This is a genomic window from Sulfitobacter sp. D7 (genome assembly GCF_003611275.1).
Classification (GTDB): Bacteria; Pseudomonadota; Alphaproteobacteria; order Rhodobacterales; family Rhodobacteraceae; genus Sulfitobacter; species Sulfitobacter profundi.
The window spans coordinates 563,642-588,588 of record NZ_CP020694.1 but is presented as its reverse complement, the minus strand read 5'-3'; the positions used below and the strand labels follow the sequence as shown (position 1 = coordinate 588,588).

The 24,947-nt window shown below is 63.4% G+C and carries 25 protein-coding genes; 14 read left to right on the top strand and 11 right to left on the bottom strand.

What is annotated here, in order from left to right; all coding sequences use genetic code 11:
* Positions 1-2: 2 nt before the first annotated feature.
* Positions 3-941 carry a 2-hydroxyacid dehydrogenase gene (locus B5M07_RS02905; RefSeq protein WP_120350148.1) on the top strand — a complete coding sequence of 313 codons (939 nt, stop codon included), beginning with the start codon at positions 3-5 and terminating at the stop codon, positions 939-941.
* 19 nt (positions 942-960) lie between these two features.
* On the opposite strand, the gene B5M07_RS02900 is transcribed toward B5M07_RS02905, so the two are convergent.
* The 5 genes from B5M07_RS02900 to B5M07_RS02880 form a co-directional block, all read right to left on the bottom strand.
* The gene (locus tag B5M07_RS02900; protein ID WP_120350147.1) at positions 961-2,973 is read right to left on the bottom strand and encodes a M3 family metallopeptidase; all 2,013 of its coding nucleotides are present in this window, start codon (positions 2,971-2,973) and stop codon (positions 961-963) included.
* 48 nt (positions 2,974-3,021) lie between these two features.
* Positions 3,022-4,059 carry a HesA/MoeB/ThiF family protein gene (locus B5M07_RS02895; protein ID WP_120350146.1) on the bottom strand — a complete coding sequence of 346 codons (1,038 nt, stop codon included), beginning with the start codon at positions 4,057-4,059 and terminating at the stop codon, positions 3,022-3,024.
* The gene (gene dut, locus B5M07_RS02890; protein WP_120350145.1) at positions 4,059-4,511 is read right to left on the bottom strand and encodes a dUTP diphosphatase; all 453 of its coding nucleotides are present in this window, start codon (positions 4,509-4,511) and stop codon (positions 4,059-4,061) included. Before dut ends, B5M07_RS02895 begins: the two co-directional genes overlap by 1 nt.
* A gap of 9 nt (positions 4,512-4,520) precedes the next feature.
* Entirely contained in the window at positions 4,521-5,714 is a 1,194-nt protein-coding gene (coaBC, locus tag B5M07_RS02885; RefSeq protein ID WP_120350144.1) for a bifunctional phosphopantothenoylcysteine decarboxylase/phosphopantothenate--cysteine ligase CoaBC, read from the bottom strand.
* Positions 5,715-5,795: 81 nt separating this feature from the next.
* Positions 5,796-6,674: an RNA polymerase factor sigma-32 gene (locus B5M07_RS02880; protein ID WP_067626281.1), complete on the bottom strand. Its 879-nt coding sequence runs from the start codon at positions 6,672-6,674 to the stop codon at positions 5,796-5,798.
* A gap of 98 nt (positions 6,675-6,772) precedes the next feature.
* Here B5M07_RS02880 and cobU point away from each other — a divergent pair, with 98 nt between their 5' ends.
* From cobU to B5M07_RS02860, 4 genes are all read left to right on the top strand, one after another.
* Positions 6,773-7,294: a bifunctional adenosylcobinamide kinase/adenosylcobinamide-phosphate guanylyltransferase gene (gene cobU / locus B5M07_RS02875; protein WP_120350143.1), complete on the top strand. Its 522-nt coding sequence runs from the start codon at positions 6,773-6,775 to the stop codon at positions 7,292-7,294.
* Positions 7,291-7,872 carry a histidine phosphatase family protein gene (locus B5M07_RS02870; protein ID WP_120350142.1) on the top strand — a complete coding sequence of 194 codons (582 nt, stop codon included), beginning with the start codon at positions 7,291-7,293 and terminating at the stop codon, positions 7,870-7,872. Before cobU ends, B5M07_RS02870 begins: the two co-directional genes overlap by 4 nt.
* 57 nt (positions 7,873-7,929) lie before the next feature.
* A complete protein-coding gene (locus B5M07_RS02865) occupies positions 7,930-8,622 on the top strand; it encodes a glutathione S-transferase (RefSeq protein WP_120352135.1) in 693 nt (230 codons plus the stop codon).
* Between the two features lie 69 nt (positions 8,623-8,691).
* Positions 8,692-10,209 carry a YifB family Mg chelatase-like AAA ATPase gene (locus tag B5M07_RS02860; protein WP_120350141.1) on the top strand — a complete coding sequence of 506 codons (1,518 nt, stop codon included), beginning with the start codon at positions 8,692-8,694 and terminating at the stop codon, positions 10,207-10,209.
* Here B5M07_RS02860 and B5M07_RS02855 read toward each other — a convergent pair.
* The 4 genes from B5M07_RS02855 to rsmI form a co-directional block, all read right to left on the bottom strand.
* Positions 10,172-11,032, bottom strand: a complete 861-nt coding sequence (locus B5M07_RS02855; RefSeq protein ID WP_254693950.1) for an alpha/beta hydrolase — start codon at positions 11,030-11,032, stop codon at positions 10,172-10,174. The genes B5M07_RS02860 and B5M07_RS02855 overlap by 38 nt on opposite strands.
* 53 nt (positions 11,033-11,085) lie before the next feature.
* Complete coding sequence (gene gshB / locus B5M07_RS02850; RefSeq protein ID WP_067941500.1) at positions 11,086-12,021, bottom strand: glutathione synthase; 936 nt, start codon at positions 12,019-12,021, stop codon at positions 11,086-11,088.
* A 106-nt stretch (positions 12,022-12,127) separates the two neighbouring features.
* Positions 12,128-12,505 carry a YraN family protein gene (locus B5M07_RS02845; RefSeq protein WP_162931891.1) on the bottom strand — a complete coding sequence of 126 codons (378 nt, stop codon included), beginning with the start codon at positions 12,503-12,505 and terminating at the stop codon, positions 12,128-12,130.
* A 46-nt stretch (positions 12,506-12,551) separates the two neighbouring features.
* A complete protein-coding gene (rsmI, locus tag B5M07_RS02840; RefSeq protein ID WP_120350138.1) occupies positions 12,552-13,409 on the bottom strand; it encodes a 16S rRNA (cytidine(1402)-2'-O)-methyltransferase in 858 nt (285 codons plus the stop codon).
* An 87-nt stretch (positions 13,410-13,496) separates the two neighbouring features.
* Between rsmI and B5M07_RS02835 the strand changes: the two genes are divergently transcribed.
* The 4 genes from B5M07_RS02835 (at position 13,497) to murJ (ending at position 19,793) form a co-directional block, all read left to right on the top strand.
* Positions 13,497-14,678, top strand: coding sequence for a penicillin-binding protein activator (locus tag B5M07_RS02835; RefSeq protein ID WP_067623778.1), 1,182 nt, complete (start codon positions 13,497-13,499; stop codon positions 14,676-14,678).
* A 1-nt stretch (position 14,679) separates the two neighbouring features.
* Complete coding sequence (locus tag B5M07_RS02830) at positions 14,680-17,460, top strand: [protein-PII] uridylyltransferase (RefSeq protein ID WP_067623796.1); 2,781 nt, start codon at positions 14,680-14,682, stop codon at positions 17,458-17,460.
* A gap of 128 nt (positions 17,461-17,588) precedes the next feature.
* Positions 17,589-18,140, top strand: coding sequence for a CHAP domain-containing protein (locus B5M07_RS02825; RefSeq protein WP_240791594.1), 552 nt, complete (start codon positions 17,589-17,591; stop codon positions 18,138-18,140).
* 111 nt (positions 18,141-18,251) lie between these two features.
* Positions 18,252-19,793, top strand: coding sequence for a murein biosynthesis integral membrane protein MurJ (murJ, locus tag B5M07_RS02820; RefSeq protein ID WP_120350137.1), 1,542 nt, complete (start codon positions 18,252-18,254; stop codon positions 19,791-19,793).
* Here the strand turns inward: murJ and B5M07_RS02815 are convergent.
* A complete protein-coding gene (locus tag B5M07_RS02815) occupies positions 19,790-20,476 on the bottom strand; it encodes a rhomboid family intramembrane serine protease (RefSeq protein WP_120350136.1) in 687 nt (228 codons plus the stop codon). The genes murJ and B5M07_RS02815 overlap by 4 nt on opposite strands.
* Before the next feature lie 75 nt (positions 20,477-20,551).
* Here B5M07_RS02815 and trpS point away from each other — a divergent pair, with 75 nt between their 5' ends.
* From trpS to B5M07_RS02790, 5 genes are all read left to right on the top strand, one after another.
* Complete coding sequence (gene trpS, locus B5M07_RS02810) at positions 20,552-21,568, top strand: tryptophan--tRNA ligase (RefSeq protein ID WP_120350135.1); 1,017 nt, start codon at positions 20,552-20,554, stop codon at positions 21,566-21,568.
* A gap of 104 nt (positions 21,569-21,672) precedes the next feature.
* Positions 21,673-22,143, top strand: a complete 471-nt coding sequence (locus tag B5M07_RS02805; RefSeq protein WP_120350134.1) for a VOC family protein — start codon at positions 21,673-21,675, stop codon at positions 22,141-22,143.
* A 163-nt stretch (positions 22,144-22,306) separates the two neighbouring features.
* The gene (locus tag B5M07_RS02800) at positions 22,307-23,413 is read left to right on the top strand and encodes a class II histone deacetylase (RefSeq protein ID WP_120350133.1); all 1,107 of its coding nucleotides are present in this window, start codon (positions 22,307-22,309) and stop codon (positions 23,411-23,413) included.
* Positions 23,414-23,422: 9 nt separating this feature from the next.
* Positions 23,423-23,995 carry a nitroreductase family protein gene (locus B5M07_RS02795; RefSeq protein WP_120350132.1) on the top strand — a complete coding sequence of 191 codons (573 nt, stop codon included), beginning with the start codon at positions 23,423-23,425 and terminating at the stop codon, positions 23,993-23,995.
* The gene (locus B5M07_RS02790) at positions 23,986-24,720 is read left to right on the top strand and encodes an EI24 domain-containing protein (protein WP_120350131.1); all 735 of its coding nucleotides are present in this window, start codon (positions 23,986-23,988) and stop codon (positions 24,718-24,720) included. The genes B5M07_RS02795 and B5M07_RS02790 overlap by 10 nt, the downstream gene beginning before the upstream one ends.
* Here B5M07_RS02790 and B5M07_RS02785 read toward each other — a convergent pair.
* Positions 24,653-24,946 (bottom strand): DUF1467 family protein, encoded by a 294-nt coding sequence (locus tag B5M07_RS02785; protein WP_120350130.1) that lies wholly within the window; start codon positions 24,944-24,946, stop codon positions 24,653-24,655. The genes B5M07_RS02790 and B5M07_RS02785 overlap by 68 nt on opposite strands.
* Position 24,947: the final 1 nt, after the last annotated feature.

The window sequence follows — 24,947 nt, the reverse complement described above, 5'->3', positions numbered from 1 at the left end:
TCATGACGATCAATATTCTCTTCGCCGCCAAAGCCGAACGCTGGGACGGCTACGAAAAACCGTTGAACGACGCGCTGCGCAAGGCCCTGCCGGGGCGGGATTTCACACTCGCCACCGACCTGCCGCCCGAAGAGGTCGATTATATCGTCTATGCCCCCAACAGCGACTTGCAGGATTTCACCCCCTACACCCGCGCCAAAGCGGTGCTGAACCTCTGGGCCGGGGTGGAGGCGATCACCGGCAATGAGACCTTGAATATCCCGCTGACACGGATGGTCGATTTCGGCCTGACCCACGGCATGGTCGAATGGGTCACGGGCCATGTGCTGCGCCATCATCTGGGGATGGATGCGGACATTCTGCGCGAGGACGCTAAATGGGAGCCGCGCACCCCGCCACTGGCACGCGAACGGGGCGTGGCGGTGCTGGGCATCGGTGCGCTCGGCCAAGCGGTAGCCGCAGCGTTGGTGGGTCTTGGCTTCGATGTGACCGGCTGGTCGCGCAGCGAAAAGCAGATCGAGGGCGTGCGCTGCCTGCATGGCGATGCGGGCCTGACAGAAACGCTGAAACGGGCCGAGATCGCCGTGCTGCTGATGCCCGACACCCCCGCCACGCGAGATGTGCTAAATGCCGAGACACTGGCGCAGATGCTCAAAGGCGCGTTCATCATCAACCCCGGTCGTGGCCCGCTGATTGATGATGACGCCCTGCTTGCCGCGCTCGACAGCGGGCAGATTGCCCATGCCACGCTGGATGTCTTCCGCGTGGAACCGCTGCCTGAGGATCACCCCTACTGGGCGCATCCGCGCGTCACCGTGACCCCGCATCTCGCGGCGGCCACGCGCAATGAGACGGCCTCGGAAGTCATCGCCGAGAACATCCGCCGCAGTGAGGCCGGAGAGCCTCTGCTACATCTGGTAGACCGCGACCGGGGGTACTAACCCCCGGCCGCGTCAAGGCTCAGGCCGCCAGCCCGCGCCCTTTGAGCAGCGCCTCCACCCCCGGCAGTCGCCCCCGGAACGCGGTATAAAGCTCTGCCGGATCGCGGCTGCCGCCGGTCGATAGGATGTGGGTCTCCAACGCTTCGGCGCGCTCCGCGTCAAAGGCGCCGCCCGCTTCTTCGAAGGCGGCGAAAGCGTCGGCGTCCATCACCTCGGACCACATGTAGCTGTAATAGGCGCTGGAATATCCGTCACCCGAGAAGACATGCGCGAATTGCGGCGTGGCGTGGCGCATCCGGATCGCCTGAGGCATGCCGATGCTGCTGAGCACCTCGGCCTGTTTCGCCATCGGATCGGCGGGCGGGGCACCGTCGTGGAACTCTAGATCGACGAGGGCCGAGGCGATATATTCCACCGTCTGGAACCCCATGTCGAAGGTCGACGCCGCCAGCACCTTGTCCAACATCTCACGCGGCATCGGCTCGCCCGTGCGGGCGTGGGTGGCGAATTTCTGCAAGACCTCGGGCTGGTCCAGCCAATGCTCATAAAGCTGGCTGGGCAATTCCACAAAGTCCCGCGCCACCGAGGTGCCGCTGACGCTTTCATAGGTCACGTCCGACAGCATCTGGTGTAGCGCATGGCCGAATTCGTGAAACAGCGTGCGCGCGTCGTCATAGGACAGCAGCGCCGGGTCGCCCTTGGCGAAATTGCAGACGTTGATCACCACCGGCGCCTGCGCGCGGGGGAACTTCGCTTGGCTCCGCATAGCCGAACACCATGCGCCCGAACGCTTCGAGCCGCGCGCGAAGTAATCGCCGATAAAGACCGCCACATGCTTGCCGTTCCGCGTCACCTCCCACGCCCGGCAGTCGGCGTGGTAGAGCGGCACGTCGAGCGGCGCGAACGCCAAGCCGAACAACCGGTTGGCACAGTCAAAGGCCGCGTCGATCATCCGATCGAGCTGGAAATAGGGTTTCAGCGCCGCCTCATCGAGGTCATGCTCTGCCGCGCGGCGCTTTTCGGCGTAGTAGCGCCAATCCCATGGCTCCAGCGCCCCGTTCACGCCGTCCTCGCGCATCAGCGCGGTCAACACCTCGGCATCGGCGTCGGCCTGCGCCTTGGCAGGTTTCCAAACCGACATCAGCAAGTCGCGCACGGCGTCCGGCGTCTTGGCCATTTCGGTTTCCAGCTTGTAGGCGGCGAAATTTTCATAGCCCAGAAGTTCCGCCCGCTCCTTGCGCAGGACCAGCGTTTCGGCAGCGATGTCGCGGTTGTCGGTTTCCCCGCCATTCGCACCGCGTGCTTCCCACGCACGAAACGCCTTTTCGCGCAGGTCGCGACGGTCTGAGAATTGCAGGAAGGGTGTGATCAGCGACCGCGAGAGCGTGACCACCGGGCCCTCCGCGCCCTTCTCCTTGCCCGCCGCGCGAGCGGCGTCGAGCGCGAAATCCGGCAGGCCGGTCAGATCGCCCTCCGACAGCGGCATGAACCAGTCCCGCTCATCGGCCAGCAGGTTTTGCGTGAACTGCGTGCCGAGCACCGCCAGCCGCGCCTTGATCTCTTTCATCCGCTCGGCGGCCGCCCCGGTCAACGCCGCGCCAGAGCGGACGAAGCCGCGATGCGTCAGCATCAGCACGCGGGCCTGCTCCTCGGTCAGATCGAGCGTGTCGCGGGCCTCCCAGATGGCAGCGATGCGGGCAAAGAGCTTGGTGTTGCCCGAGATCGCCGATTGATGCGCGGCGAGCTTGGGCGAGAAATCGCGCTGCAACGCCTCGCGCGCGCCGTTGCTGTCGGCCCCCGCGACGGTGAAGAACACGCTCAGCACCTTGTCGAGCGCGTCGCCGGATGCTTCGAGCGCCTCGATCGTATTGGCAAAGCTGGGCGCCGCGGGGTTCTCTGCGATGGCGTCGATCTCGGCCCGGTGGGCGGTCAATGCCTCCTCAAGCGCGGGGGCGAAATCATCGTCTGAAATGCGGTCAAAGGGGGCGATGCCGAAGGGCGTGTTCCAGTCAGCGAGCAGCGGATTTGTCATGTAAATCTCCTTTGCGCTCTAGATGGGGCGCGGGGAGGAGACTTGCAATCACCCGCCGCAGGTTTCGCAGCCCGCCCGCCGCTTGAGCCCGATCTTGCGGGTCTCACCGTAAAGCCCGTCGTAGATCATCATCTCGCCGCGCAGCACGCTGCCCGCGCCGGTGATCAGCTTAACCGCCTCAAGCGCCATCATCGTGCCGATCACGCCGGGCAGCGGCCCGATCACCCCGGCCTCGGCACAGGAGGGTGCCAGCCCCGCGGCAGGCGCTTGCGGAAAAATGCAGCGATAGCAGGGCGCACCGCGCGCGGGATCAAAGATGCTGAGCTGCCCCTCCCACTGGCTGAGCGCGCCTGAAATTAGTGGCTTACCAGCCGCGACACAGGCGGCATTGACCCGGTAACGGGTGTCGAAATTATCGGTCCCGTCGAGCACGAGGTCATAGTCTGCCACCAGTTCGGCGGCGATCTCGTCGCTGAGGCGACGGTGGTAGGGGCGCACGGTGATATGGGGGTTTTGCGCCAGCATCTCGGCTTGGGCCGAGAAGACCTTGGGCGTGCCGATGGCCGCGTCTTTGTGGATTACCTGCCGTTGCAGGTTCGCGTTCTCGACCGTGTCGTCGTCGATCACCCCGATGGTGCCAACGCCCGCCGCCGCGAGATATTGCAGCGCCGGCGCGCCGAGGCCACCCGCCCCCACGACAAGCACCTTGGCGTTTTTCAACGCCTTTTGCCCGGCCCCGCCGACCTCGCGTAGTACGATATGGCGGGCATAACGGTTGAGTTCACTGTCCGAGAAACGGCCCGAGGTCTGGGGCGCCGCCGGTTCGCGCGGTGTGGCGCGGGCGCGCAGGGTTGCCAGCCCCTGCCGGTAGAGCATCACCAGCGCAACGAAGCCGCCCAGCAGCAGCCAAGGCGCGGCGCTGCCCCCGGTGGCCAGCCGCAGCGGGTGCGTGGCCGGAAAGACCAGATGCAGCGCCACCAAAGCCAGATACATAACCGCAACCAGCCCCGCACGTAGCCCGCGCGGCAGGCCGAGAAACCCGCCGCCAAACCAAAGAGCGGCAGCGATGATTAAAACCGCCAGCATCAGAGCGCCCCCGTCGAGCCGAAACCGCCCGCGCCGCGCGGGGTTTCATCAAGGCTGTCGGCCAGATCGAACCCCGCCTGCATCACCGGGGCCGCGACCATCTGTGCGATGCGCATGCCGTGTTCGACGGTAAACGCCTCTTGCCCCATATTGCCCATGATCACCCCCACGATGCCGCGATAATCGCTGTCGATGGTGCCGGGGCTGTTGATCAAGGTGATCCCATGTTTCAGCGCAAGGCCCGAGCGCGGGCGGATCTGCACCTCGAACCCCTGCGGGATCGCCATATGCAATCCGGTCGAGATCAGCGCCCGCGCGCCGGGGGCCAGCGTGACCGGACCGTCGGGCAGATTGGCCCGCAGGTCCGCGCCGGCCGCGCCTGCGCTTTCATAGGCGGGCAGTGGCAGGCTGCGGTCCGCGCCCTCGGCCCAGCAAAGTTTGATCGTGGTCATAGCTTCCCCTTAGGCAAGTGCTGCGGCGATGCGTTCGGCCAGACGGGTGGCCACGGCATCCTTGCCCATGCGCGGCCAGTCCTCTGCGCCCGCGTCGGTGATCAGCGTCACGGCATTCTCGCGGCCGCCCATGATGCCGTTGGCGGGGGAAACGTCGTTGGCAACGATCCAGTCACAGCCCTTGCGCGCGCGTTTCGCGGTGGCATGGGCCAGCACATCGTCGGTCTCTGCCGCGAAGCCCACGACGAGCGCGGGGCGGCCTTCGCTGCGCTGGCTGATGGTTTTCAAGATGTCGGGGTTTTCCGCGAATTTGAGACTGGGCAGCCCGTCTTTGGATTTCTTCAGCTTGCGGTCCCCGGCCCCCTGCACGTGCCAATCGGCCACCGCAGCGGCAAAGACGGCGGCATCGGCGGGCAGTGCGGCGTCTACCGCCTGCATCATCTCTTGCGCCGTTTGCACGGGCACCACCTTGACCCCCTCGGGCGGCGCAACCTCTGCCGGGCCGGTGACAAAGGTCACATCTGCTCCCAAAGCCCTGAGCGCGCGCGCGATGGCCGTGCCCTGCGCACCAGAAGAGCGGTTGGCGATGTAGCGCACCGGGTCGATCGGCTCATGGGTCGGGCCGGAGGTAACGAGGATGCGTTTGCCCTTGAGGGGTCCGTTGCCAAGCTGGGCCTCAACAGCGGCGACAATCTCAAGCGGTTCGGCCATGCGCCCCGGTCCAAATTCGCCGCAGGCCATGTCACCGTCATTCGGGCCCACCATGGTGATGCCATCGCCGCGCAACGTGGCGATGTTGCGCTGTGTCGCGGGGTGCTGCCACATGCGCACATTCATCGCAGGCGCCAGCAATACGGGCGTGTCGGTGGCCAACAGCAGGGTCGAGGCCAGATCATTCGCCGCACCCTGCGCCATCTTGGCCATCAGATCAGCCGTGGCGGGGGCGACCACCAGCAGGTCTGCCGCGCGGCTAAGTTGAATATGGCCCATCTCGGCCTCATCCCCCAGGTCGAAAAGATCGCGAAACACCTTCACCCCGGTCAGGGCAGAGACGGAAAGCGGGGTGACGAACTCTTCGCCTGCGCGGGTCAAAACCGGGGTCACCTTGGCCCCGCGTTCGCGCAGGCGGCGGATCAGATCGAGGGATTTATAGGCGGCAATGCCACCGCCGATGATCAGCAGAATATGTTTGCCCGACAGCATAAAGGCCCCCCGTTTGCGTTCGGGAGACCTTAATCCGGGGCGGCGAAATCTGCCAGCCCCGGTGGGCATCGCTTAAGGGGGTCAGGCGAGAAAGGCAAAAACCTCGCGTGATTGCAGTTCAAGCGACTTGCGCATTTTGCCAAAGGCCGCGGCCTCAAGCTGGCGCACCCGCTCTTTGCTGAGGCTCAGCTCATCCCCGAGGCTTTCCAAGGTGCGGGCAGGGTCGCGCAATTTGCGCTCGCGCACGATGAACTGCTCCCGTTCAGACAGCCCCTGCATGGCCGTCAGCAGCCAGTTGCGCAGTTGCGCGGTGTCGTGGCTTTCTTCGACACGTTCCGCGGCCTGCGCGCTTTCGTCGGCCAGCGCTTCAATCCACTCGCGGCCTTCGTCCTCAGCCGATTGCGTGGCGTTCAGCGAATAGTCAGAGCCCGACAGACGCCCTTCCATCATCTCGACATCATGCAACGGCACGCCGATCTCGGTCGAGATCATCTGGCGCAGCTGGTGCTTGTCCAATGTCTCGCCCATGGCCGTGGCTTCGCGCTCCAACCGGGCCTGCACGCGGCGCATGTTGAAAAACAGGGATTTCTGCGAGGAGGTCGAACCGGTCCGTACCATCGACCAGTTGCGCATCACATGATCCTGAATGCTCGCCTTGATCCACCAGACCGCATAGGTCGAGAACCGCACGCCGCGGTCGGGGTCGAATTTGTCGGCGGCTTTCATCAGGCCCAGACCAGCCTCTTGGATCAAATCGTTCATCGGCGCGCCGTAACGCTTGAATTTGCCCGCCATTGAGATCGCCAAACGCATGTAGGCGGTGATCAAACGATGCAGAGCGGCCTCATCCCGCTGATCGCGCCACGCATAGGCCAATTCCAACTCTGTCTCGGCGTCGAGCAATTCGGCCTTCATTGCGGTGCGGGTGAGTGAAAATTCGCGAGCGGTCTGCAATGACATTTGGTATCCCCCTTGAGAAATGCGTGGCGCACCTTGTGATGGGCCGTTGGTGGAGATACGCAGAGACATGCCATTTGGTTCAAATATTTGGTGAGAAGATGTTGCCTAGAACTACCTTTGCCCTAGGCGGGGCGGCCTCGGGCAAGTCGGAATGGGCTGAGAGCCTCGTAAATTCCTATGGTTTGCCAAAGACTTACCTTGCCACCGGACGCATTTGGGATGACGAAGTTCAAGAACGCGTGAAAAAGCATCAAGCAAGACGTGATGCAGGATGGCGCACCGTTGAATGCCCGCTCGATCTGACCGAACCGCTGGCAAAATTGCCCGCAGGCGAAATCGTGCTGATCGACTGCGCGACCATGTGGCTTAGCAATCATTTGATGGAAGACAGCGATCTAATGACCGCTCAGGCACAGCTTTTGACGGCTCTACAAGCCTGTGCCGCGCATTGGGTCATCGTCTCGAACGAGGTCGGCCAAGGCATCGTGCCCGAGAACGCTATGGCGCGGCAGTTCCGCGAGGCGCAGGGGCGGCTCAACATCGCCTTGGCCGCCGAGGCGGACACCGTGGTGCAGGTCGTCGTTGGCCTGCCGCAACTGCTGAAAGGGGAAATGCCATGACCATCTGGCACTGGGTGCGCCACGGCCCGACCCATGAGAAAAACTTCGTCGGTTGGCGCGATGTCCCGGCCGACCTTTCCGATGCCCCCCGTCTGGCACGTTTGAACTTGCACCTGCCTGATGACGCGCTGCTTGTGTCCTCGGACCTGATGCGCGCGGTGGATACGGCGGATGCGCTCGCCCAGCCCAAGCGCCGCCGCCTGCCCCATGAACACGGGCTGCGCGAACTGCATTTCGGCGCTTGGGACGGGCTGCATTTTTCCGAAGTTGCCGCGCGTGACCCCGACCTCAGTCGCGCCTATTGGGAGACGCCCGGCGATGTCGCGGCCCCCGAAGGGGAAAGCTGGAACCAGACCAAGGCCCGCGTCGACCGAGTGGTGGCACGGATCAACGCGGCCCACCCCAACGCCCATGTGATCGCAGTGGCGCATTTCGGGGTGATCCTCACGCAGGTCCAACAGGCCCAAGGCGGCGGCCCGCTTGAGGCGATGGCCCATAAGATCGACAATCTCTCGGTCACGCATTTGGTACATGAAAGCGGCACTTGGCGGATCAACGGCATTAATCACACGCCCTAGCCTGCACCGCCGCACAAAGGGCTTTGCTTGGCGACCTGCTTCTGCCTAATTTCGCCTATGACATATGATCTTTATATCGGCGATCGCACCTTCTCCAGTTGGTCCCTCAGGGGATGGCTGATGCTTGAGAAATTCGGTCTGCCCTATCGCGCGCATCTGGTCGGCCTCTACAGTGGGACCATGGCCCAAGACCTTGCCCCCCTCGCCCCGGCGCGGTTGGTGCCTGCCTTGCGTCTGCCCGACGGCACTGTGGTGGGAGAGACGCTGGCCATGGCCGAAACGCTGGCCGAACGGAATCCCGATGCCGGGCTCTGGCCCGCTGATCCAGCCGCCCGGGCCACGGCGCGCTGGCTATGTGCTGCGATGGCTTCCGGCTTCGGCGCGCTGCGCGGAGCCTGCCCGATGCAATTGCAACATGTGTGGGAAGGGTTCGACCCGGATGCCGACACCCGGCAAGACCTAGAGCGCATCGAAGACCTGTGGCGACATGCCCGCAGCCAATCGCGCAGCGCAGTGCCGTGGCTTTTCGGGACCTACTCGCTCGCTGACGTATTCTATGCCCCGGTTGCCGCGCGGATCGTCGGCTATGACCTGCCTGTCTCGGCTGATGCGCGGGCCTATTGCGACGCCACAATCCATGATCCGGCCTTCAAAACATGGCGCGCTGCCGGGTTGGAAACCGCGTATGAGCCGTTTCCCTATGAGCTTGGTTTGCCCAAACGGGACTGGCCCGTCGCTAAGGCGGCCTAAGACCTGCATTAACCATTCCTAAACCCGTCTTGCCTATCGATTAACCATAGCAAGGCGGGAGAGTGGGCAATGGTATCGCGGGCCTATACGGTCGCATTTCAGGGGGTTGAGGCGCGCATTGTCGAGGTGCAATGCGCGGTCACTGCGGGCCTGCCCGGTTTCTCTATCGTCGGACTGGCGGACAAGGCCGTGTCAGAAGCGCGCGACCGGGTGCGCACCGCGCTCAGCGCCATGGCCATCGCATTGCCGTCAAAACGCATCACCGTGAACCTCTCCCCAGCAGACCTGCTCAAGGAGGGCAGTCACTTCGATCTGCCCATCGCACTGGCACTTCTGTCAGCACTCGACATCCTGCCAGAGGACATCACCCAGAATGTGGTCGCCTTGGGAGAGCTTTCGCTCGACGGCACGCTGATGCCGGTCGTCGGTGCCCTCCCCGCGGCGATGGCTGCCGCCACCCACGACCGCAGCCTTCTATGCCCCGCAGGATCGGGAGCAGAGGCCGCTTGGGTCGGCAACACACAGATCATCGCCGCGGCCAATCTAGGCGACGTTGTTCGCCACTACACAGGCCAAGTGCCAATCACCCCCGCAGAGCCGGGGGAAGTGCCATTGACTGCGGCAGGCCGCGATCTACGCGAAGTCAAAGGTCAGGAACGCGCCAAACGCGCGCTGGAAATCGCCGCCGCCGGACGGCACCACCTAATGTTGGTCGGCACGCCGGGTTCGGGCAAATCCATGCTGGCCGCGCGGCTGCCGGGCATCCTGCCGCCGCTTACCGCGACCGAGGCGCTGGAGACGTCGATGATCCACTCCCTCGCCGGGCTTCTAGATGAGGGGGGCATTTCCCGCAGCCGCCCCTTTCGCGAGCCGCATCACACGGCCTCGATGGCCGCGATCATCGGCGGCGGACGCCAAGCACGACCGGGTGAGGCATCCCTCGCGCATAATGGCGTGCTGTTCATGGATGAGTTTCCAGAGTTCAATCGCACGGTCCTCGAAACCCTGCGCCAGCCAATCGAGACTGGCAAGGTCATGATCGCGCGCGCCAACGCCCATGTGAAATACCCCTGCCGCTTCATGCTGGTGGCCGCAGCAAACCCGTGTAAATGCGGTTATCTGCCCGATCCGGCCCGCGCCTGCGCCCGCGTCCCGGCCTGCGGCGAAGACTACCTAGGCCGCATTTCGGGCCCGCTGATGGACCGTTTCGACCTGCGTGTCGACGTGCCCCCCGTCAGCTACAGTGACCTCAACCTGCCCGCCAACGGCGACACCTCTGCCGAGGTTGCGGCAAGAGTCGCTGCCGCGCGGGCGCTCCAATCAACCCGCTACGCCCAGCATGACGGCATATCGGCCAATGCCGACGCGGCGGGGGAATTGCTCGAAACAGTCGGCAGCCCGGATGCGGAAGCGCGCGACCTGCTGCTGCGTGCGGCTGAACGGTTTTGCCTCTCCGCGCGTGGGTATCACCGGGTCATGCGCGTGGCCCGCACCATCGCCGATCTCGAGGGCGCCGCCGAGGTGCGCCGCCCCCATATGGCCGAAGCGATCAGCTTTCGCCTGCCCGACCTGGCGGCAAGGCGTTGATCCACCCGGCCAGGGTCGCAAGGGTCTCCCGCGCCTCCGGCAGGTGGTTTTGGAACAGCGGCCAAACATGCGGCAGATCATGGACCTCTTGAAAGGTGACCGGCACCTGCGCGTCGCGCAAACGGGCCGCCAAGCGGCGGCTGTCGTCGCGTAGGATTTCGCTGTCACTTACGGTAAGCCAGACCGGCGGCGCCCCATTGAAATCCGCGAGGATTGGACTTGCCCGCGGGCTCTCTGCGCTCTGCCCCCGCAGATATAGCCGCGCCATCTCTGCCGCGCGGGCGGCGGGCAACAACACGTCACTTTCGGCATTCTGCGTGAAGCTCGCGCCGGAAAAGGTCATGTCCAACAAGGGGGAAAGCCCGAAGACGCCCGCAGGCAGCGCCGCGCCTTCGCGGCAAAGCTCCGCCAAAAGATCAAAGACCAAAGCACCGCCCGCGCTGTCGCCGCCAATCACGATGTCCCGCGCGGCGATGCCTGTCCGACACAGCGCGTCCCAAGCCGCGCGGATGTCTTCCGCAGGTTTGGGAAAGGCCGCCTCCGGCACCCGCGCATAGCGCGGCAGCACCGCCTGTGCGCCCGTCAGCAGCGCCAAACGCGCGACCATGGCACGGTGGGTTTCCGGGCTGCCGAAAACAAATCCACCGCCATGGATGTAGAGGATCACGCGACCATTCGAGGGGCCCTGTGGCGTAAGCCAAAGCGCCGAACCCGCCCCCGGAAAGCCCCGCCATTCGGCAGAGACATCGCCCGGCCCTTTGAAAAAGAGCCGCGCCTGCATCTCCATCGTGGCCCGCAGCATTTGAGGGTTTGCGCGCGCCAACAAAGGCTTCTCTGTCAGACGCAGGCAGCGGTTCAAAAGTTGCTGGCGCAGGCTCACCCGCGGCGGGCCTCGATCGCCTCCCAGATTTTGCCGGCGATATTCTCGCCGTCGAACCGTTCCAGTTCCTGAATGCCGGTGGGAGAAGTCACGTTGATTTCGGTCAAATAGTCGCCGATGACATCGATACCGACGAAGACCTGACCCTTTTCTTTCAGCAATGGGCCAATGGCGGCGCAAATCTCCAGATCGCGCTCGGTCAACCCGACCTTCTCTGGTCGCCCGCCGACATGCATATTCGACCGCGTTTCGCCTTCCGCCGGTACGCGGTTGATCGCGCCTACTGGCTCCCCGTCCACAAGGATGACGCGCTTGTCGCCTTTCGACACGGCAGGCAGGAATTTCTGAACGATCAGCGGCTCCCGAGAGAAACCGGTGAACAGCTCATGCAACGAGGTAAGGTTGCGGTCATTGGCATCCAGCCGGAACACCCCGGCGCCGCCATTGCCATAGAGCGGCTTCAAGATCACATCGCCGTGCTTCGCCTTGAAGGCTTTGATGGTCGATAGATCCCGCGCAATGGTGGTGGGCGGCGTCAGGTCGGGGAAATCGAGAACCAAAAGTTTCTCGGGATAGTTGCGCACCCAGAAGGGATCGTTGACCACCAATGTGGTGTCTTTCAGCCGGTCCAGCAAATGGGTCGAGGTAATGTAGTGCATGTCGAAAGGCGGGTCTTGGCGCAGCCAAACCACGTCGAAATCGGCCAGATCGACCTCTCGCTCCTCTCCGAACTGGGCATGATCGCCCTGCACGCGCTGCACGGTAAAATCATAGCCACGCGCGGTGATCCGCCCCTCTTGGTACGCCAGATGATCGGGTGTGTAAAAGAACAGCTCATGCCCCCGCGCCTGTGCTTCTTCGGCCAGCCGAAAGCTGCTGTCGGCGTTGATGTTCACGTCCCCGATCGGGTCCATTTGAAAGGCGATTTTCATCGGCGTCTCCCCGCTGCTAACCTTTATCGTGATCCGACCCGGACCGACGGTGCAGGCGTTTGGGATCGCTACTTAGATGGCGCAGCAGGGGCCTATACGCAATGGGTCAGCCGTGGCCAAAAGCGTTTTCGATGATTTCCGTGGCTCCCTGCCCATCGACAAGCGCCACGTCAAAGCGCACTTCGGTCAGGCTGCCAGCAGGTTCACCGGCAAGGAATTCTTCGGCAGAGCGGTAAATGCGTTGCATCTGTCGGGCGGAGAGGCTTTCAGCGGCACGCGCGAAACTTCGGCTTTGCTTCACTTCGACAAAGATCAGGGCAGCCCCATCGCGCAGGATCAGGTCAATCTCTCCGGCGCGGCCACGCCAGCGGCGGCGCGCGATGGCAAAGCCGCGTCTTTCGTAGTCTTGCGCGATCCTATTTTCGGCTGCGATCCCGGCATGATAGGCCATGCGGCCCCGTTGGCGTTTGGCCGCAGTTCGCATCATTCCTGTGTCACCCTGCGCCATGTTCGTTACTCCGACCGTTGTCCTAACCTTTGCCGAGCGCCAATGCCGCCTGATAGACTTGCCGCCGTGGCAGGCCATGGGCCTGCGCCACCAAATCGACAGCGTCACGCATCGACATCTCTTTAAGCGCCCGTTGCAAATCTGTTTCTAGGTCAAGGTGATTAACAGACTCTGAACGGCTTCGATCAATAAGAACGACCACTTCGCCTTTTGGCGATTGGCCCTGATAGGTCTCTGCAAGGTTTTCAAGCGTATCGCGTTGAATCTCTTCGAACTTCTTGGTCAACTCTCGGCACATGGCTGCTTTACGCCCCGCGCCCAGCGCGGTTGCCGCATCGCGCAGCATGGCCCCAAGCCGTTTGGGTGATTCGTAAAATACCAAGGTTCCCGGCACGTCGCGCAGCTTTTCCAGCGCCGCGATCCGTGCGGATTTACTATTGGGCAGGAAGCCTGCGAAGAAAAACGCATCCGTCGGCAGGCCGCCCAGCGCCAGCGCGGTCAGCACCGCCGAGGGCCCCGGTGCGCAGGTCTGCATCACCCCCGCCTCGGCGGCGGCACGGCTAAGCTCGAAGCCCGGATCGGCGATCAGGGGCATGCCCGCCTCTGACGCATAGGCGACCGATTTGCCCTCACGGACCGCCGCGATAAGCCGCTCTTGCACGGATGGGCCGCTGTGGTCGTGCAGGGCGATCACCTTGCGTCCATTAAGCGGCACCCCGTGGATTTCCATAAGCCTGCGCAGGCTGCGCGTGTCTTCGGCCGCAAGCAGATCCGCCGCGGCGAGCGTGTCCAGCGCACGCAGCGTGATATCGCGTGCGGTGCCGATTGGGACGCCCACGAAATAAAGTCCTGGGGCTAGATCTGTCTTGAGGAATTTCAACGCTGGACCCGCCTTTCGCAGTGACTATGATCGCGGCCATGTTCCGGCGACCGTCGTCGTCTTGCCACCACCGGGGAGTGAATACAAATGATTGCCTGTTTCCGAGCCTTCCGCAAGAAGATGCACCTGCTCTTATTGCCTCTATTCGCGGTCCTGCTGGCGGCCTGTCAGCCCGTCGCCATCGGCGGCGCCAATTCCGGCGGCCCGCGCATTGACCCCTCTGCCCCCGTTCCTGTCGCGCTTTTGGTGCCGCGCGGTGGCTCTGCTAGCGATGAGTTGCTGGCCAAAAACCTTGAGAATGCTGCGCGTCTTGCGATGCGCGACCTTGGCGGCGTCGAGATTGACCTGCGCGTCTATGGCACCGCGGGCAACGCCAGCAAAGCCGCTGCCGCTGCCTCTCAGGCGGTGAATGAAGGGGCCAAGATCATCCTCGGGCCGGTTTACGGCGAGGCGGCCAATGCGGCCGGCGTGGCGGTGGCCTCTTCCGGGGTCAATGTGATCTCTTTCTCGAACAACCCGACCATCGCGGGCGGCAATGTCTTCGTGCTTGGGCCGACCTTTGCCAATACCGCCAACCGTTTGGTGAGCTTTGCCAAGCGCAATGGCAAAGACAAAATGGTCGTGCTGCATGGTCAAGACCTTGCCGGTCAACTGGGCCGTGATGCGATTGTTCAGGCGATCAGCGCCAATGGCGCGACACTGGCGGGCACCGTGGATTACGCGTTGAGCCAAGAGTCGGTCGTGGCTGCCGTGCCGCGGGTCAAGGCGACGATCGAAGGCAGTGGCGCGAATGCGCTGTTCCTCACAACGTCCTCGGCCAGTGCCCTGCCACTTTTCGCAGAGCTGCTGCCCGAAGCTGGGATCCAATCGGCGACCACACAATATGTCGGCCTGACCCGTTGGGACATCCCGCAGCAAACGCTGGCCCTACCCGGCGTGCAGGGCGGCTGGTTTGCCCTGCCAGACACAGCGGCAAGCGGTGCCTTCTCCAACCGCTACAAAGCGGCCTATGGCAGCGACCCCCATCCTTTGGCCGGGCTGGCCTTTGACGGGATCGCGGCGATCGGGTCCTTGGTAAAGAGCGGCAAATCCAACGCGCTTTCCGGTGCGGCCCTCACCCAAGGGGCGGGTTTCCAAGGGGCCAGCGGCATCTTCCGTCTGCGCCGCGATGGCGCCAATGAACGTGCGCTGGCCGTGGCCACGATCCGCAACAACCGGGTTGTCGTGCTAGACCCAGCGCCGCGCGGCTTTGGCGGGGCTGGTTTCTGAATTGGACCTCGCGAAACCGACAACAACATCAGGCGCGCGTCGACACCCGCGCCTGATTTGCGCGCCCGAACAAATCTTTGACGATACAGCCGTCTGGCAGGCCCTTTCGCAACGCGATAGCACGCTGGAAGGTGCCGCGCTGCGGGCCGAGATCGTCCCCCTCATCCAAGAAGCCCAGCAGGCAGGCCGCAAGGCAATCGCCGCGGGCTTTGCGGAATCGCCCTTTGATGCGCGGGCGATGACCTCTTCCTACACCTATCTTACCGACCAACTGCTGCGCTGCGTCTTGCAGATTGCCACGCAGGTTCTGCACCCCAATCCGAACCCGACCGAGGGTGAACGGCTCGCCATGATCGGCGTGGGCGGCTATGGCCGGGGAGAGATGGCGCCCTTTTCCGATGTCGATCTGCTTTTCCTCATCCCCTACAAGGCCACCGCTTGGTCGGAGAGCGTGATTGAATCGATGCTCTATATCCTGTGGGATTTGAAGCTGAAGGTAGGTCACGCCACCCGCACCATCGAAGATTGCCTGCGGCTTGGGGCCGATGACTACACCATCCAGACCGCTCTGCTGGAAAACCGGTTCATCGATGGCGATCTCACCCTCGCCCAAGAGCTTTCCGAACGCCTTAAGAACGACCTCTTTTCGGGCGCCGGGAAGGATTTCATCGAAGCCAAGCTGGAGGAGCGCGACAACCGCCACCTGAAACAGGGTGAGCGCTATATGGTCGAGCCCAACGTCAAGGAAGGCAAAGGCGGGCTGCGCGATCTGCATTCACTCTTTTGGATTGCCAAGTTCATCCATGACGTGGACCGGGTCGCCGATCTGGTCGATCTCGGTGTCTTTCGCGCCGATGAATACGACACCTTCCGCGAGGCCGAGGCCTTTCTCTGGGCCGTGCGCGGGCATCTTCACCTGATTGCAGGTCGCGCGACGGAACAGTTGACCTTTGACATGCAGGTGCAGGTTGCCCAAGCGATGGGCTATCAGGATATCGGGGGCCGGCGGGGCGTCGAGATCTTCATGCAGGCCTATTTCCGCCACGCAACGGCGGTGGGGGATCTGACCCGTATCTTTGTCAGCGGGCTTGAAGCGTCGCATATGAAGGCCGAGCCGCTGCTGGAGCGCATCTTTCGCCGCCGCCCGAAAATGCGCGAGGGGTTTCAGGTGGTCCACAACCGCATCGCGCTAAAGGACGACCAAGAGTTTCTGCAAGACAAGTTGAACCTGCTGCGGATCTTTGAAGAAGCGCTGCGCACGGGGATGCTGATCCACCCGGACGCAATGCGGCTGATTAAAGCCAACCTCGCGCTGATCGACGATGACATGCGCCGCACACCCGAGGCGCGGCGCATCTTCCTTGATCTGCTGTTGAAACACGGCAATCCTGAACGCTCCCTGCGGCGGATGAACGAATTGGGCGTCTTGGGCGCCTTCATCCCTGAGTTTGAGCCCATCGTGGCGATGATGCAGTTCAATATGTACCACTCCTACACCGTGGACGAACATACCATCCAGTGCATTGCCAACCTCGCCCGGATCGAAAAAGGCGAGCTGGAAGAAGAACTGCCCGTTGCCTCTTCGATCCTGAAGCGCGGGGTCAATCGCAAGGTGCTTTATGTGGCACTGCTGCTGCATGACATCGGCAAAGGGCGGCCCGAGGATCATTCGATCATCGGCGCGAAACTCGCGCGGCGCATCGGCCCGCGGCTGGGGCTGAAACGCGATGAGGTCGACACCGTGGAATGGCTGGTGCGCTATCACCTTCTGATGTCTGACATGGCCCAGAAACGTGACATCGCCGATCCGCGCACGGTGCGCGATTTTGCCAAGGCGGTACAGACGGTCAAACGGCTCGACCTGCTCTGTGTGCTGACGGTCTGCGACATTCGCGGCGTCGGGCCGAACACGTGGAACAATTGGAAAGCGGTGCTGATCCGGGCCCTCTATCGCCAGACCGAGCGGGCACTTGAAACCGGGCTTGAAGATCTCAACCGCGAGAACCGGGGGGCGGAGGCCAAGAAAGCCCTGCGCGCCGCGCTTTCCGACTGGCCGCGCAAGCTTTTGCAGCAAGAGACCGCCCGCCACTACCCGCCCTATTGGCAGGGTCTGCATGTCACCGCCCATGTCGCCTTTGCGGAACTGCTGCGCGACATCGGCAACGATGATATCCGCATCGACCTGCACCCGGATGAGGATCGCGGTGCCACCCGCGCCAGCTTTGTCATGGCCGATCATCCGGGCATCTTTGCTCGGCTTGCGGGGGCGCTTGCACTGGTCGGGGCCAATGTCGTCGACGCGCGCAGCTATACCACCAAAGACGGTTTCGTGACCGATGCCTTCTGGATTCAGGACAGCGAAGGCAACGCCTATGAAGCTTCGCGTCTGCCGCGCCTGCGCGACACGATCGAAAAGACCCTCCGCGGTGAAATCGTCGCCCGCGATGCGCTGAAATCGCGCGATAAGGTCAAGAAACGCGAACGCGCTTTTAAGGTGCCGACCCATATTACTTTCGACAACGAAGGGTCTGAAATCTATACGATCATCGAGGTCGACACCCGCGACCGGCCCGGCCTTCTTTATGATCTGACCCGCACCTTGGCTGGCTCGAACGTCTATATTGCCAACGCCGTGATCGCGACCTTTGGCGAGCAGGTGGTCGATACCTTCTACGTCAAAGACATGTTCGGCCTGAAATACTACACCGAGGCCAAGCAGCGGACCTTGGAAAAGCGCCTGCGCGAAGCGATTGCCGCAGGGGTTGAGCGGGCCGAGGGCTAGGGTTCCTTCGGCACGCTTTGACTGGCAAAATCCCGCCACCCTCTATTTCCGCGCTTTGCTTTTGACATGGGATCCTCAAAATCCCTTTCAACCCGGCAGAAGCGCGGGATTCCATGAATGAGGGACATATGAGCGTCAAACGCGCAGCACTGCCGAACCGGGGCCTGATGGCCCTTTGCGCCACACTTCTTTTGACGGCAGCCTGCGCCAAAGCGCCTGACATCCCGCAGCCCTATGATTTCTCAGGAATAGATCCGCAGCGCCATTTCATGGCCGTGCAGACAGCCCAAGACATGCGCGCCAAGGGCCAACGTGTTTGGTGCGTGCCCTTTGCCCGCAATGTCAGCGGCATCCAGATTCGCGGCAATGCGGAAACGTGGTGGGACAAGGCCAAGGGGCTTTATCCGCGCGGTGATGAGCCGGTGGTCGGTGCCGTTATGGCGTTTAGCGGGACCAGCTCGTTGCCGATGGGGCATATCGCTGTGGTTTCCGATGTCGTCTCGCCGCGCGAAATCCGGGTGGATCACGCCAATTGGAAACGCAATCAGGTCTCGCTCAAGATGGCGGTGATCGATGTGTCCAAGGCCAACGACTGGTCTGCCGTGCAGGTCGAAAGCCAGCCCGGCGCCTTTGGCAGCACCTATCCGATCAATGGGTTCATCTACCCCACCGGGGGATAAGCGCCACCTTGCCAAAGCTGAGGGGCCAGCCTTTCGGCACCGCTCACCGCGATTGCACCGGGTAAGCGCCCGCGCTAGGGATCACCTCAGCGCAATTTAAGGCACCTTTTGATGAAACCTATCCGTCTTATGTCCGGCTTTTTCACTGTCGGTGTCTGGACCTTGCTCAGCCGTGTGCTCGGCTTCCTGCGGGAGGTGCTGTTGCTGTCGCTCATCGGCCCCGGTCCGGTGATGGACGCCTTCGTCGCCGCCTTCCGCCTGCCCAATATGTTCCGCCGTTTCTTTGCCGAGGGCGCGTTCAACGCCGCCTTCGTGCCGATGTTCGCCAAAAAGCTGGAGGGCGAGGAAGGCGCTGGCAAATTCGCCCGCGATGCCTTCAACGGATTGGCGCTGGTGGTGCTCGCGCTGACCGCCTTGGGCATGATCTTTATGCCCGGGTTGGTCTGGCTGACCGCCGAAGGCTTTGTCGGCGACCCTCGGTTCGATATGACCGTCGCCTTTGGCCGTATCGCCTTTCCCTATATCCTGTGCATGTCACTCTCGGCGCTGTTTTCCGGTATCCTGAACGCCACCGGACGCTTTGCCGTGGCCGCCGCCGCGCCGGTGCTGCTGAACATCTTCGTCATCGCCGCCATGACCTTCGCCGCGCTCACCGGGGGCGAGGTGGCGCTCTGGCTAATCTGGTCAATCCCGGTGGCTGGCGTGGCGCAGCTTGCCCTGACATGGCGCGCCGCGGCCCAAGCGGGCTTCCCCCTGCGCCCCTCACGGCCCCGCTGGACCCCCGACATGCGCGCGATGATCGTCATCGCCCTGCCCGCCGCACTGGCCTCGGGCGTGATGCAGATCAACCTCGTCGTCGGACAATTGGTCGCCAGCCAATATGACAAGGCCGTCTCATGGCTTTTCGCCGCCGACCGCCTCTATCAACTGCCTCTGGGCGTGGTGGGTATCGCTGTGGGCATCGTGCTACTGCCCGACCTCTCGCGCCGCCTGCGCGCCGGGGACAACGACGGCGCGCAAACCGCGCTAAGCCGCGCCGCCGAAATCTCACTCGCCCTGACGATCCCCTCGGCAGTGGCGCTGATGGTGGTGCCCTTCGCACTGGTCACGGTGCTGTTCGAACGCGGTGCCTCGGGCGTCGACGACACCGCTGCGATTGCAACGGCGGTGATGATTTACGGCCTTGGCCTGCCATCATTCGTGTTACAAAAGATTCTGCAGCCGGTCTATTTCGCGCGCGAAGACACCCGCCGCCCCTTCTACTTCGCCGTGGTCGCTATGGTCGTGAACGCGGTGCTCGCGGTCGGTCTTGCGCCCTTCATCGGATGGATCGCCCCGGCGGTTGCGACCACACTGGCGGGCTGGACGATGTTTGCTTGTCTGGCCATCGGCGCGCGGCGTTTCGGCGCTGCGGCCAAGTTCGACGCACGGTTCCACAAGCGCATCTGGCGCATCCTTATCGCCTCTGCGGCGATGGGCGTGGCCCTCTGGCTGGGCAACGCGGCACTGCAACCGATGCTGGGCCTGCCATGGTGGCGTGGGCTGGCGCTGGTGATGCTTCTTGCAATTGCCGCGATCAGCTACTTCGGCATCGGCCAATTGATCGGCGCCTTCCGCCTGTCCGAGTTCAAATCCGCAATGCGGCGCGGTTAACGCTGCTGCAACCGCGCCCTCAGTCGCGCCCATTCACCGGGCGCGACCAAAAAGCTCAGGCCAAAACCACAAAAGAACCCGGCCAACTCGGCGACCCACAAAAAGCCGGTCTCAAAAAAGATGCCCCAGAAAAGCTGTAGCCCCATCAGCAGAGCGATCAGCGTGAACGCCTGATACTGCGGCCCGCCCGAGCCAAGCAACCGCCGCCACATCACGAAACTATAGCCGCCAATCAGCCCATAGACATTTGGATAGGCGCCCGCCAACCAAACCGGATCGTTCAACAGCACGCCATAAACCAACGCCCCGCCGATCCCCGACAGCACAAAGATCACCAGAAAGGCCATCTGCCCCATTGCCTCGGCCACCAACTTGCCCAGCGCCAACAGCAGCACGACGGCAAAGATCGCATGGGTAAAGCCGAGATGGATGAACGGATAGGTCACCACCCGCCAGATATGCTCAATCGGGTACTGGCCCGCCCCGATCATCGCGTCAAAAATCAGCCCCGAAAAGCCAAAATCGCGCACCAGCGCCAGCCGCCAGCCTACGGCAGCGGGGCCACCGACCAGCCCAGCCTCGGCCAAGGACAACACCACCTCAACGCCAGTAATGGCCAAAAACAACACGACAACCGCAGGCGGCAGCGGGTTCACGGGGGGCTGGATATCAGGGTCTTGCATGGGCGCTCCTTGACGGGGTTCGCGGCCAGAAGTAAGCCTGCCGCGCAAGACTTTCCAGCCCAGAGGTGCCGCCCGATGTCCGAAACCCAATTCACCCCGCGCGTGTTTTCCGGCATTCAGCCCTCGGGCGACCTGCATCTGGGCAACTACCTGGGCGCGCTCAAACGCTTTGCAGATGCTCAGGAACAGGGCGTTCAGTCGATCTATTGCATGGTCGACCTGCACGCGATCACGGTCCCGCAAAAGCCCGAAGACCTCAAACGCAGCACCCGCGAACTCTGCGCCGGTTTCATCGCTTCGGGCATCGACCCGGAAAAGTCCATCCTGATCAACCAAAGCCAAGTGCCCGAACACGCGCAACTGGCTTGGATTTTCAACTGCGTCGCCCGCATGGGCTGGATGGGCCGCATGACCCAGTGGAAAGACAAGGCCGGCAAAAATGCCGAGGCCGCCTCCCTCGGCCTTTTCGCCTACCCCGCACTGATGGCCGCCGACATCCTGATCTACCACGCCACCCATGTGCCGGTGGGCGAGGACCAGAAACAGCACCTTGAATTGACCCGCGACATCGCGGCCAAGTTCAACCACGACTACGGCGTCGATTTCTTCCCCCTCACCGAACCGGTGATCGAAGGCGCGGCCACCCGCGTCATGTCCCTGCGCGACGGGTCCAAGAAAATGTCGAAGTCCGATCCTTCGCCCGCCAGCCGCATCAACCTCACCGACGATGCCGACACGATCGCCAAGAAGTTCCGCAAAGCGAAAACCGACCCCGACGCTCTGCCGTCCGAGGCCGAGGGCCTGAAGGACCGCCCCGAAGCGCGCAACCTCGTGAACATCTACGCCGCCCTCAGCGACCAGACCATCGATCAAGTCTTGGCCGAAGTCGGCGGCCAGCAGTTTGGCACCTTCAAACCCGCGCTGGCAGAACTGGCTGTCTCCAAAATGGGCCCGATCACCGCCGAAATGCAGCGGCTGATGGCCGACCCGGCCGAGATCGACCGCATCCTCGCCCGGGGCGCGGAACAGGCCCGCGAAATCACCGCCCCGATCCTCAAACGCACCTATGAGATCGTCGGCATGGTCGGCTGACAGGCCGGGGCTGCGCGAAATGCCGCACAGTCCCCCTGCTCTCCTACGCAATTGCGCCTGCCCCCTCTCGCTGCCATCTTAAATGGAGAGCGAAAGGACAAGTGATGACCCACCCCACCATCGGCCATGTGCACCTCAAGGTCGCCGACCTTGACCGCGCCATTCATTTTTACGGCGACTTGCTGGGCTTTGCCGTGACCCAACGCTACGGCGATCAGGCGGCTTTTCTAGGCGCGGGCGGCTATCATCACCACATCGGGCTGAACACATGGGAAAGCGCGGGCGCCACCCCGCCGCCGCCGGGCCATACCGGCCTTTACCACAGCGCCTTTCTCTACCCCGACCGACAGCAGCTCGCGCGCGCCCTGCGCCGGGTTCTTGAGGCTGGCATCACATTGGACGGCGCCGCCGATCACGGCGTCAGCGAAGCGGTCTACCTGCGCGATCCCGACAACAACGGTGTTGAATTGTACCGGGACCTTCCCCAAGCCGACTGGCCGCGCGATGCGCAAGGCGACCTCAAAATGGTCAACTCCCCACTCGATGTCGCCGCCCTACTGGCCGAGGCAAACTGACCGCAACGCCGCTGTCAGAGCCCCCTCCCTTCCCCCTTCATCCTTTTCCAAATACCGAATCCCGCACCCACCCCACACACCACCGCCCGCCTGGGCCCTGCCTGCCATGGACAAACCCGCAGCCCTGCGCCACGTTCCCCGCAAGGATGAAGGGGATCACACGATGACCACAGGTTTTTTCTGGGACGAACGCTGCTTCTGGCACGCAGGCGGGAACTACGCCTTTACCATGCCGGTCGGCGGGCTGGTGCAGCCCCTCGCGGCAGGCGGCCTGCCGGAAAACCCCGAAACCAAGCGCCGCATGAAGAACCTCATGGAAGTGACGGGCCTGTTCGCCGAACTCGACACCCGCAGCGCCGCCCCGGCCAGCCGCGAAGCGCTGGCACGGGTGCATCCCGAAAGCTACCTTGATGAATTCAAGCGACTCTCTGATGCAGGCGGCGGAGACTTGGGCCATGCGGTCCCCTTCGCCCGCGGCGGCTATGAATTGGCCGCGCTGTCTGCCGGGCTGGCCATCGCCGCGGTCGACGCCGTGGCACGCGGCGATCTCGACAATGCCTATGCCCTCAGCCGCCCACCGGGGCATCACTGCCTGCCCGATCTCCCCAATGGGTTCTGCCTGCTGGCCAATATCGCCATCGCCATCGAGGCCGCACAGGCCAAGGGGCTGGCCAAGCGCGTGGTCGTGCTGGACTGGGACGTGCACCACGGCAATGGCACCGAGGCGATCTATTATGACCGCGATGACGTGCTGACGATCTCTCTGCACCAAGAAGGGAATTACCCCATCGACACGGGCGCGCTGGCAGATCGCGGGCGGGGTGCTGGCGAAGGCTATAACATCAACCTGCCGATGCACGCGGGCTCGGGCCACACCGCCTACCTACACGCGATGGACCGCGTGGTGATCCCGGCGATCAAGGCATTCGCCCCCGACATGATTATCGTCGCCTGCGGCTATGACGCGGCAATCGTCGATCCACTGGCCCGAATGCAGGCCACCGCCGCCACCTTTGCCGAGATGACCAAGCGCATCCGTGATACCGCTGATAAGGTCTGCGATGGCAAACTGGTCCTCGTGCACGAAGGCGGCTATTCCGAAGCCTATGTCCCCTTCTGCGGCCATGCCACGATCGCCACTTTGGCGGGCAGCAAGATCGATGCCCCCGACCCAATGGCCCGTGCCTTGCACGCCCGCCAACCCTCGCCTTCCTTTGACGCCTTCCTGCGCCAGTCGATTGACGATATGGCGCGGCAACTGGACCTGTAAGAGACCGCAATGCCCGTAGCTGACCCTTCCGCCCTCGCCTTTCTGCAAAACCGCCGCTCGCGCCCTGCCAAGACCCTCGGCCTGCCCGTCCCGGACGCCGACGCCCTGCGCCCCCTTCTGACCGCCGCCGCCCGCACGCCGGATCATGGCAAGCTGGAGCCGTGGCGTTTCGTGGTCATCGACCGCGCGGCGATGGCGCGATTGGCCGAAGCGGCTGAGAAACGCGGCGCAGCCCTTGGCCTCGGACCAGAGGACACCGCCAAGGGGCGTGGCCAGTTTGACCAAGGCAACCTCGCCGTGGCGGTCATTGAGGTGCAAAAACCTTCGCCCAAGATCCCCCCACTGGAGCAGACCTATTCCGCCGGGGCCGTCTGCCTTGCGCTGCTCAACGCGGCGCTTGCCGCAGGCTGGGGGGCAAACTGGCTCAGCGGTTGGCCTTCCCATGACCGCGGCTTCATGGAGGAAGGCTTTGCCCTCGCCCCGCATGAGCGTATCGCGGGGATCATCCATATCGGCACCGAAACCGCCGCCCCACCGGAACGCCCGCGCCCTGACATCGACGAGATCACGACATGGCTGTAAACGCGATCCTGCGGTCCTTTACCCGCGCGCTTGGCCAATTGGGGGATGCGCGCTTTCGCAAAGTGGTCCTGCTCGGCGTCGGCCTGTCGCTGGCGCTGCTGGTCGCGGCGACGGCGGGCTTTGCCTATCTGGTGGATTGGATCACGCCCGAAGACGCTTGGCTTCCGGTACTGGGCGAGGTCAACTGGCTCGATGATCTGCTGAGTTGGAGCGCGCTGATCCTGCTGATGGTGCTCTCGGTCTTTCTGATGGTGCCCGTCGCCTCGGCGATTACCTCAATGTTTTTAGATGACGTGGCCGATGCGGTGGAAGAGGTCCACTACCCGCATCTGCCCCCGGCGCACCGTGTCGGCATCGGCGATGCGATCCGCGATACCGTCAACTTCATGGGCGTGCTGGTGGGGGCAAACCTGCTGGCGCTGATCCTATACCTGCTCTTCGCCCCGGCGGCGCTGTTCATCTTTTGGGGGCTGAACGGGTTCTTGCTGGGGCGCGAATATTTCACCCTCGCCGCGCTGCGCCGCCATGGGCGGGACGAGGCGAAACGCCTGCGCCGCCGCCATGCGGGCACGATCTGGCTGGCCGGGGTTCTGATGGCGGTGCCGCTGTCGGTGCCGCTGCTGAACCTGCTGATCCCGATCCTAGGGGCGGCGACCTTTACCCACCTGTACCATGCGTTGGTGCCGCATTCGGATGCAGCCAGCCTTCGATATCCGCCACGCTGATCCAGCCCGACAGGATGACCGTGGCGCTGATCGCCCAGATGATTGCGGCCACCAGCGTGGTCCACAGCGCCTTGCGCCCCAGATGATGCTGCGCTGGCGCGCCCGCATGAGTGCCGGGCACGACCTCGCCTGCGTCCCCTTGGGTTTGCACCCGAATCGGCAGAGCAACCATAAAGGTCATCGACCAAATGACGGCGAACAGCACAAGGCCCGAAACGATCCCCATG

Coding starts and splice junctions, on each gene's coding strand:
- B5M07_RS02905 (WP_120350148.1), top strand. CDS start 3: ATGACGATCAATATTCTCTTCGCCGCCAAAGCCGAACGCTGGGACGGC.
- B5M07_RS02790 (WP_120350131.1), top strand. CDS start 23,986: ATGGCTGTAAACGCGATCCTGCGGTCCTTTACCCGCGCGCTTGGCCAA.
- B5M07_RS02805 (WP_120350134.1), top strand. CDS start 21,673: ATGACCCACCCCACCATCGGCCATGTGCACCTCAAGGTCGCCGACCTT.
- B5M07_RS02870 (WP_120350142.1), top strand. CDS start 7,291: ATGACCATCTGGCACTGGGTGCGCCACGGCCCGACCCATGAGAAAAAC.
- B5M07_RS02845 (WP_162931891.1), bottom strand. CDS start 12,505: ATGCGAACTGCGGCCAAACGCCAACGGGGCCGCATGGCCTATCATGCC.
- dut (WP_120350145.1), bottom strand. CDS start 4,511: ATGACCACGATCAAACTTTGCTGGGCCGAGGGCGCGGACCGCAGCCTG.
- B5M07_RS02880 (WP_067626281.1), bottom strand. CDS start 6,674: ATGTCATTGCAGACCGCTCGCGAATTTTCACTCACCCGCACCGCAATG.
- B5M07_RS02900 (WP_120350147.1), bottom strand. CDS start 2,973: ATGACAAATCCGCTGCTCGCTGACTGGAACACGCCCTTCGGCATCGCC.
- B5M07_RS02815 (WP_120350136.1), bottom strand. CDS start 20,476: ATGCAAGACCCTGATATCCAGCCCCCCGTGAACCCGCTGCCGCCTGCG.
- trpS (WP_120350135.1), top strand. CDS start 20,552: ATGTCCGAAACCCAATTCACCCCGCGCGTGTTTTCCGGCATTCAGCCC.
- murJ (WP_120350137.1), top strand. CDS start 18,252: ATGAAACCTATCCGTCTTATGTCCGGCTTTTTCACTGTCGGTGTCTGG.
- B5M07_RS02865 (WP_120352135.1), top strand. CDS start 7,930: ATGACATATGATCTTTATATCGGCGATCGCACCTTCTCCAGTTGGTCC.
- B5M07_RS02860 (WP_120350141.1), top strand. CDS start 8,692: ATGGTATCGCGGGCCTATACGGTCGCATTTCAGGGGGTTGAGGCGCGC.
- B5M07_RS02825 (WP_240791594.1), top strand. CDS start 17,589: ATGAGCGTCAAACGCGCAGCACTGCCGAACCGGGGCCTGATGGCCCTT.
- gshB (WP_067941500.1), bottom strand. CDS start 12,021: ATGAAAATCGCCTTTCAAATGGACCCGATCGGGGACGTGAACATCAAC.
- B5M07_RS02795 (WP_120350132.1), top strand. CDS start 23,423: ATGCCCGTAGCTGACCCTTCCGCCCTCGCCTTTCTGCAAAACCGCCGC.
- B5M07_RS02800 (WP_120350133.1), top strand. CDS start 22,307: ATGACCACAGGTTTTTTCTGGGACGAACGCTGCTTCTGGCACGCAGGC.
- B5M07_RS02785 (WP_120350130.1), bottom strand. CDS start 24,946: ATGGGGATCGTTTCGGGCCTTGTGCTGTTCGCCGTCATTTGGTCGATG.
- B5M07_RS02835 (WP_067623778.1), top strand. CDS start 13,497: ATGATTGCCTGTTTCCGAGCCTTCCGCAAGAAGATGCACCTGCTCTTA.
- cobU (WP_120350143.1), top strand. CDS start 6,773: ATGTTGCCTAGAACTACCTTTGCCCTAGGCGGGGCGGCCTCGGGCAAG.
- coaBC (WP_120350144.1), bottom strand. CDS start 5,714: ATGCTGTCGGGCAAACATATTCTGCTGATCATCGGCGGTGGCATTGCC.
- B5M07_RS02895 (WP_120350146.1), bottom strand. CDS start 4,059: ATGCTGGCGGTTTTAATCATCGCTGCCGCTCTTTGGTTTGGCGGCGGG.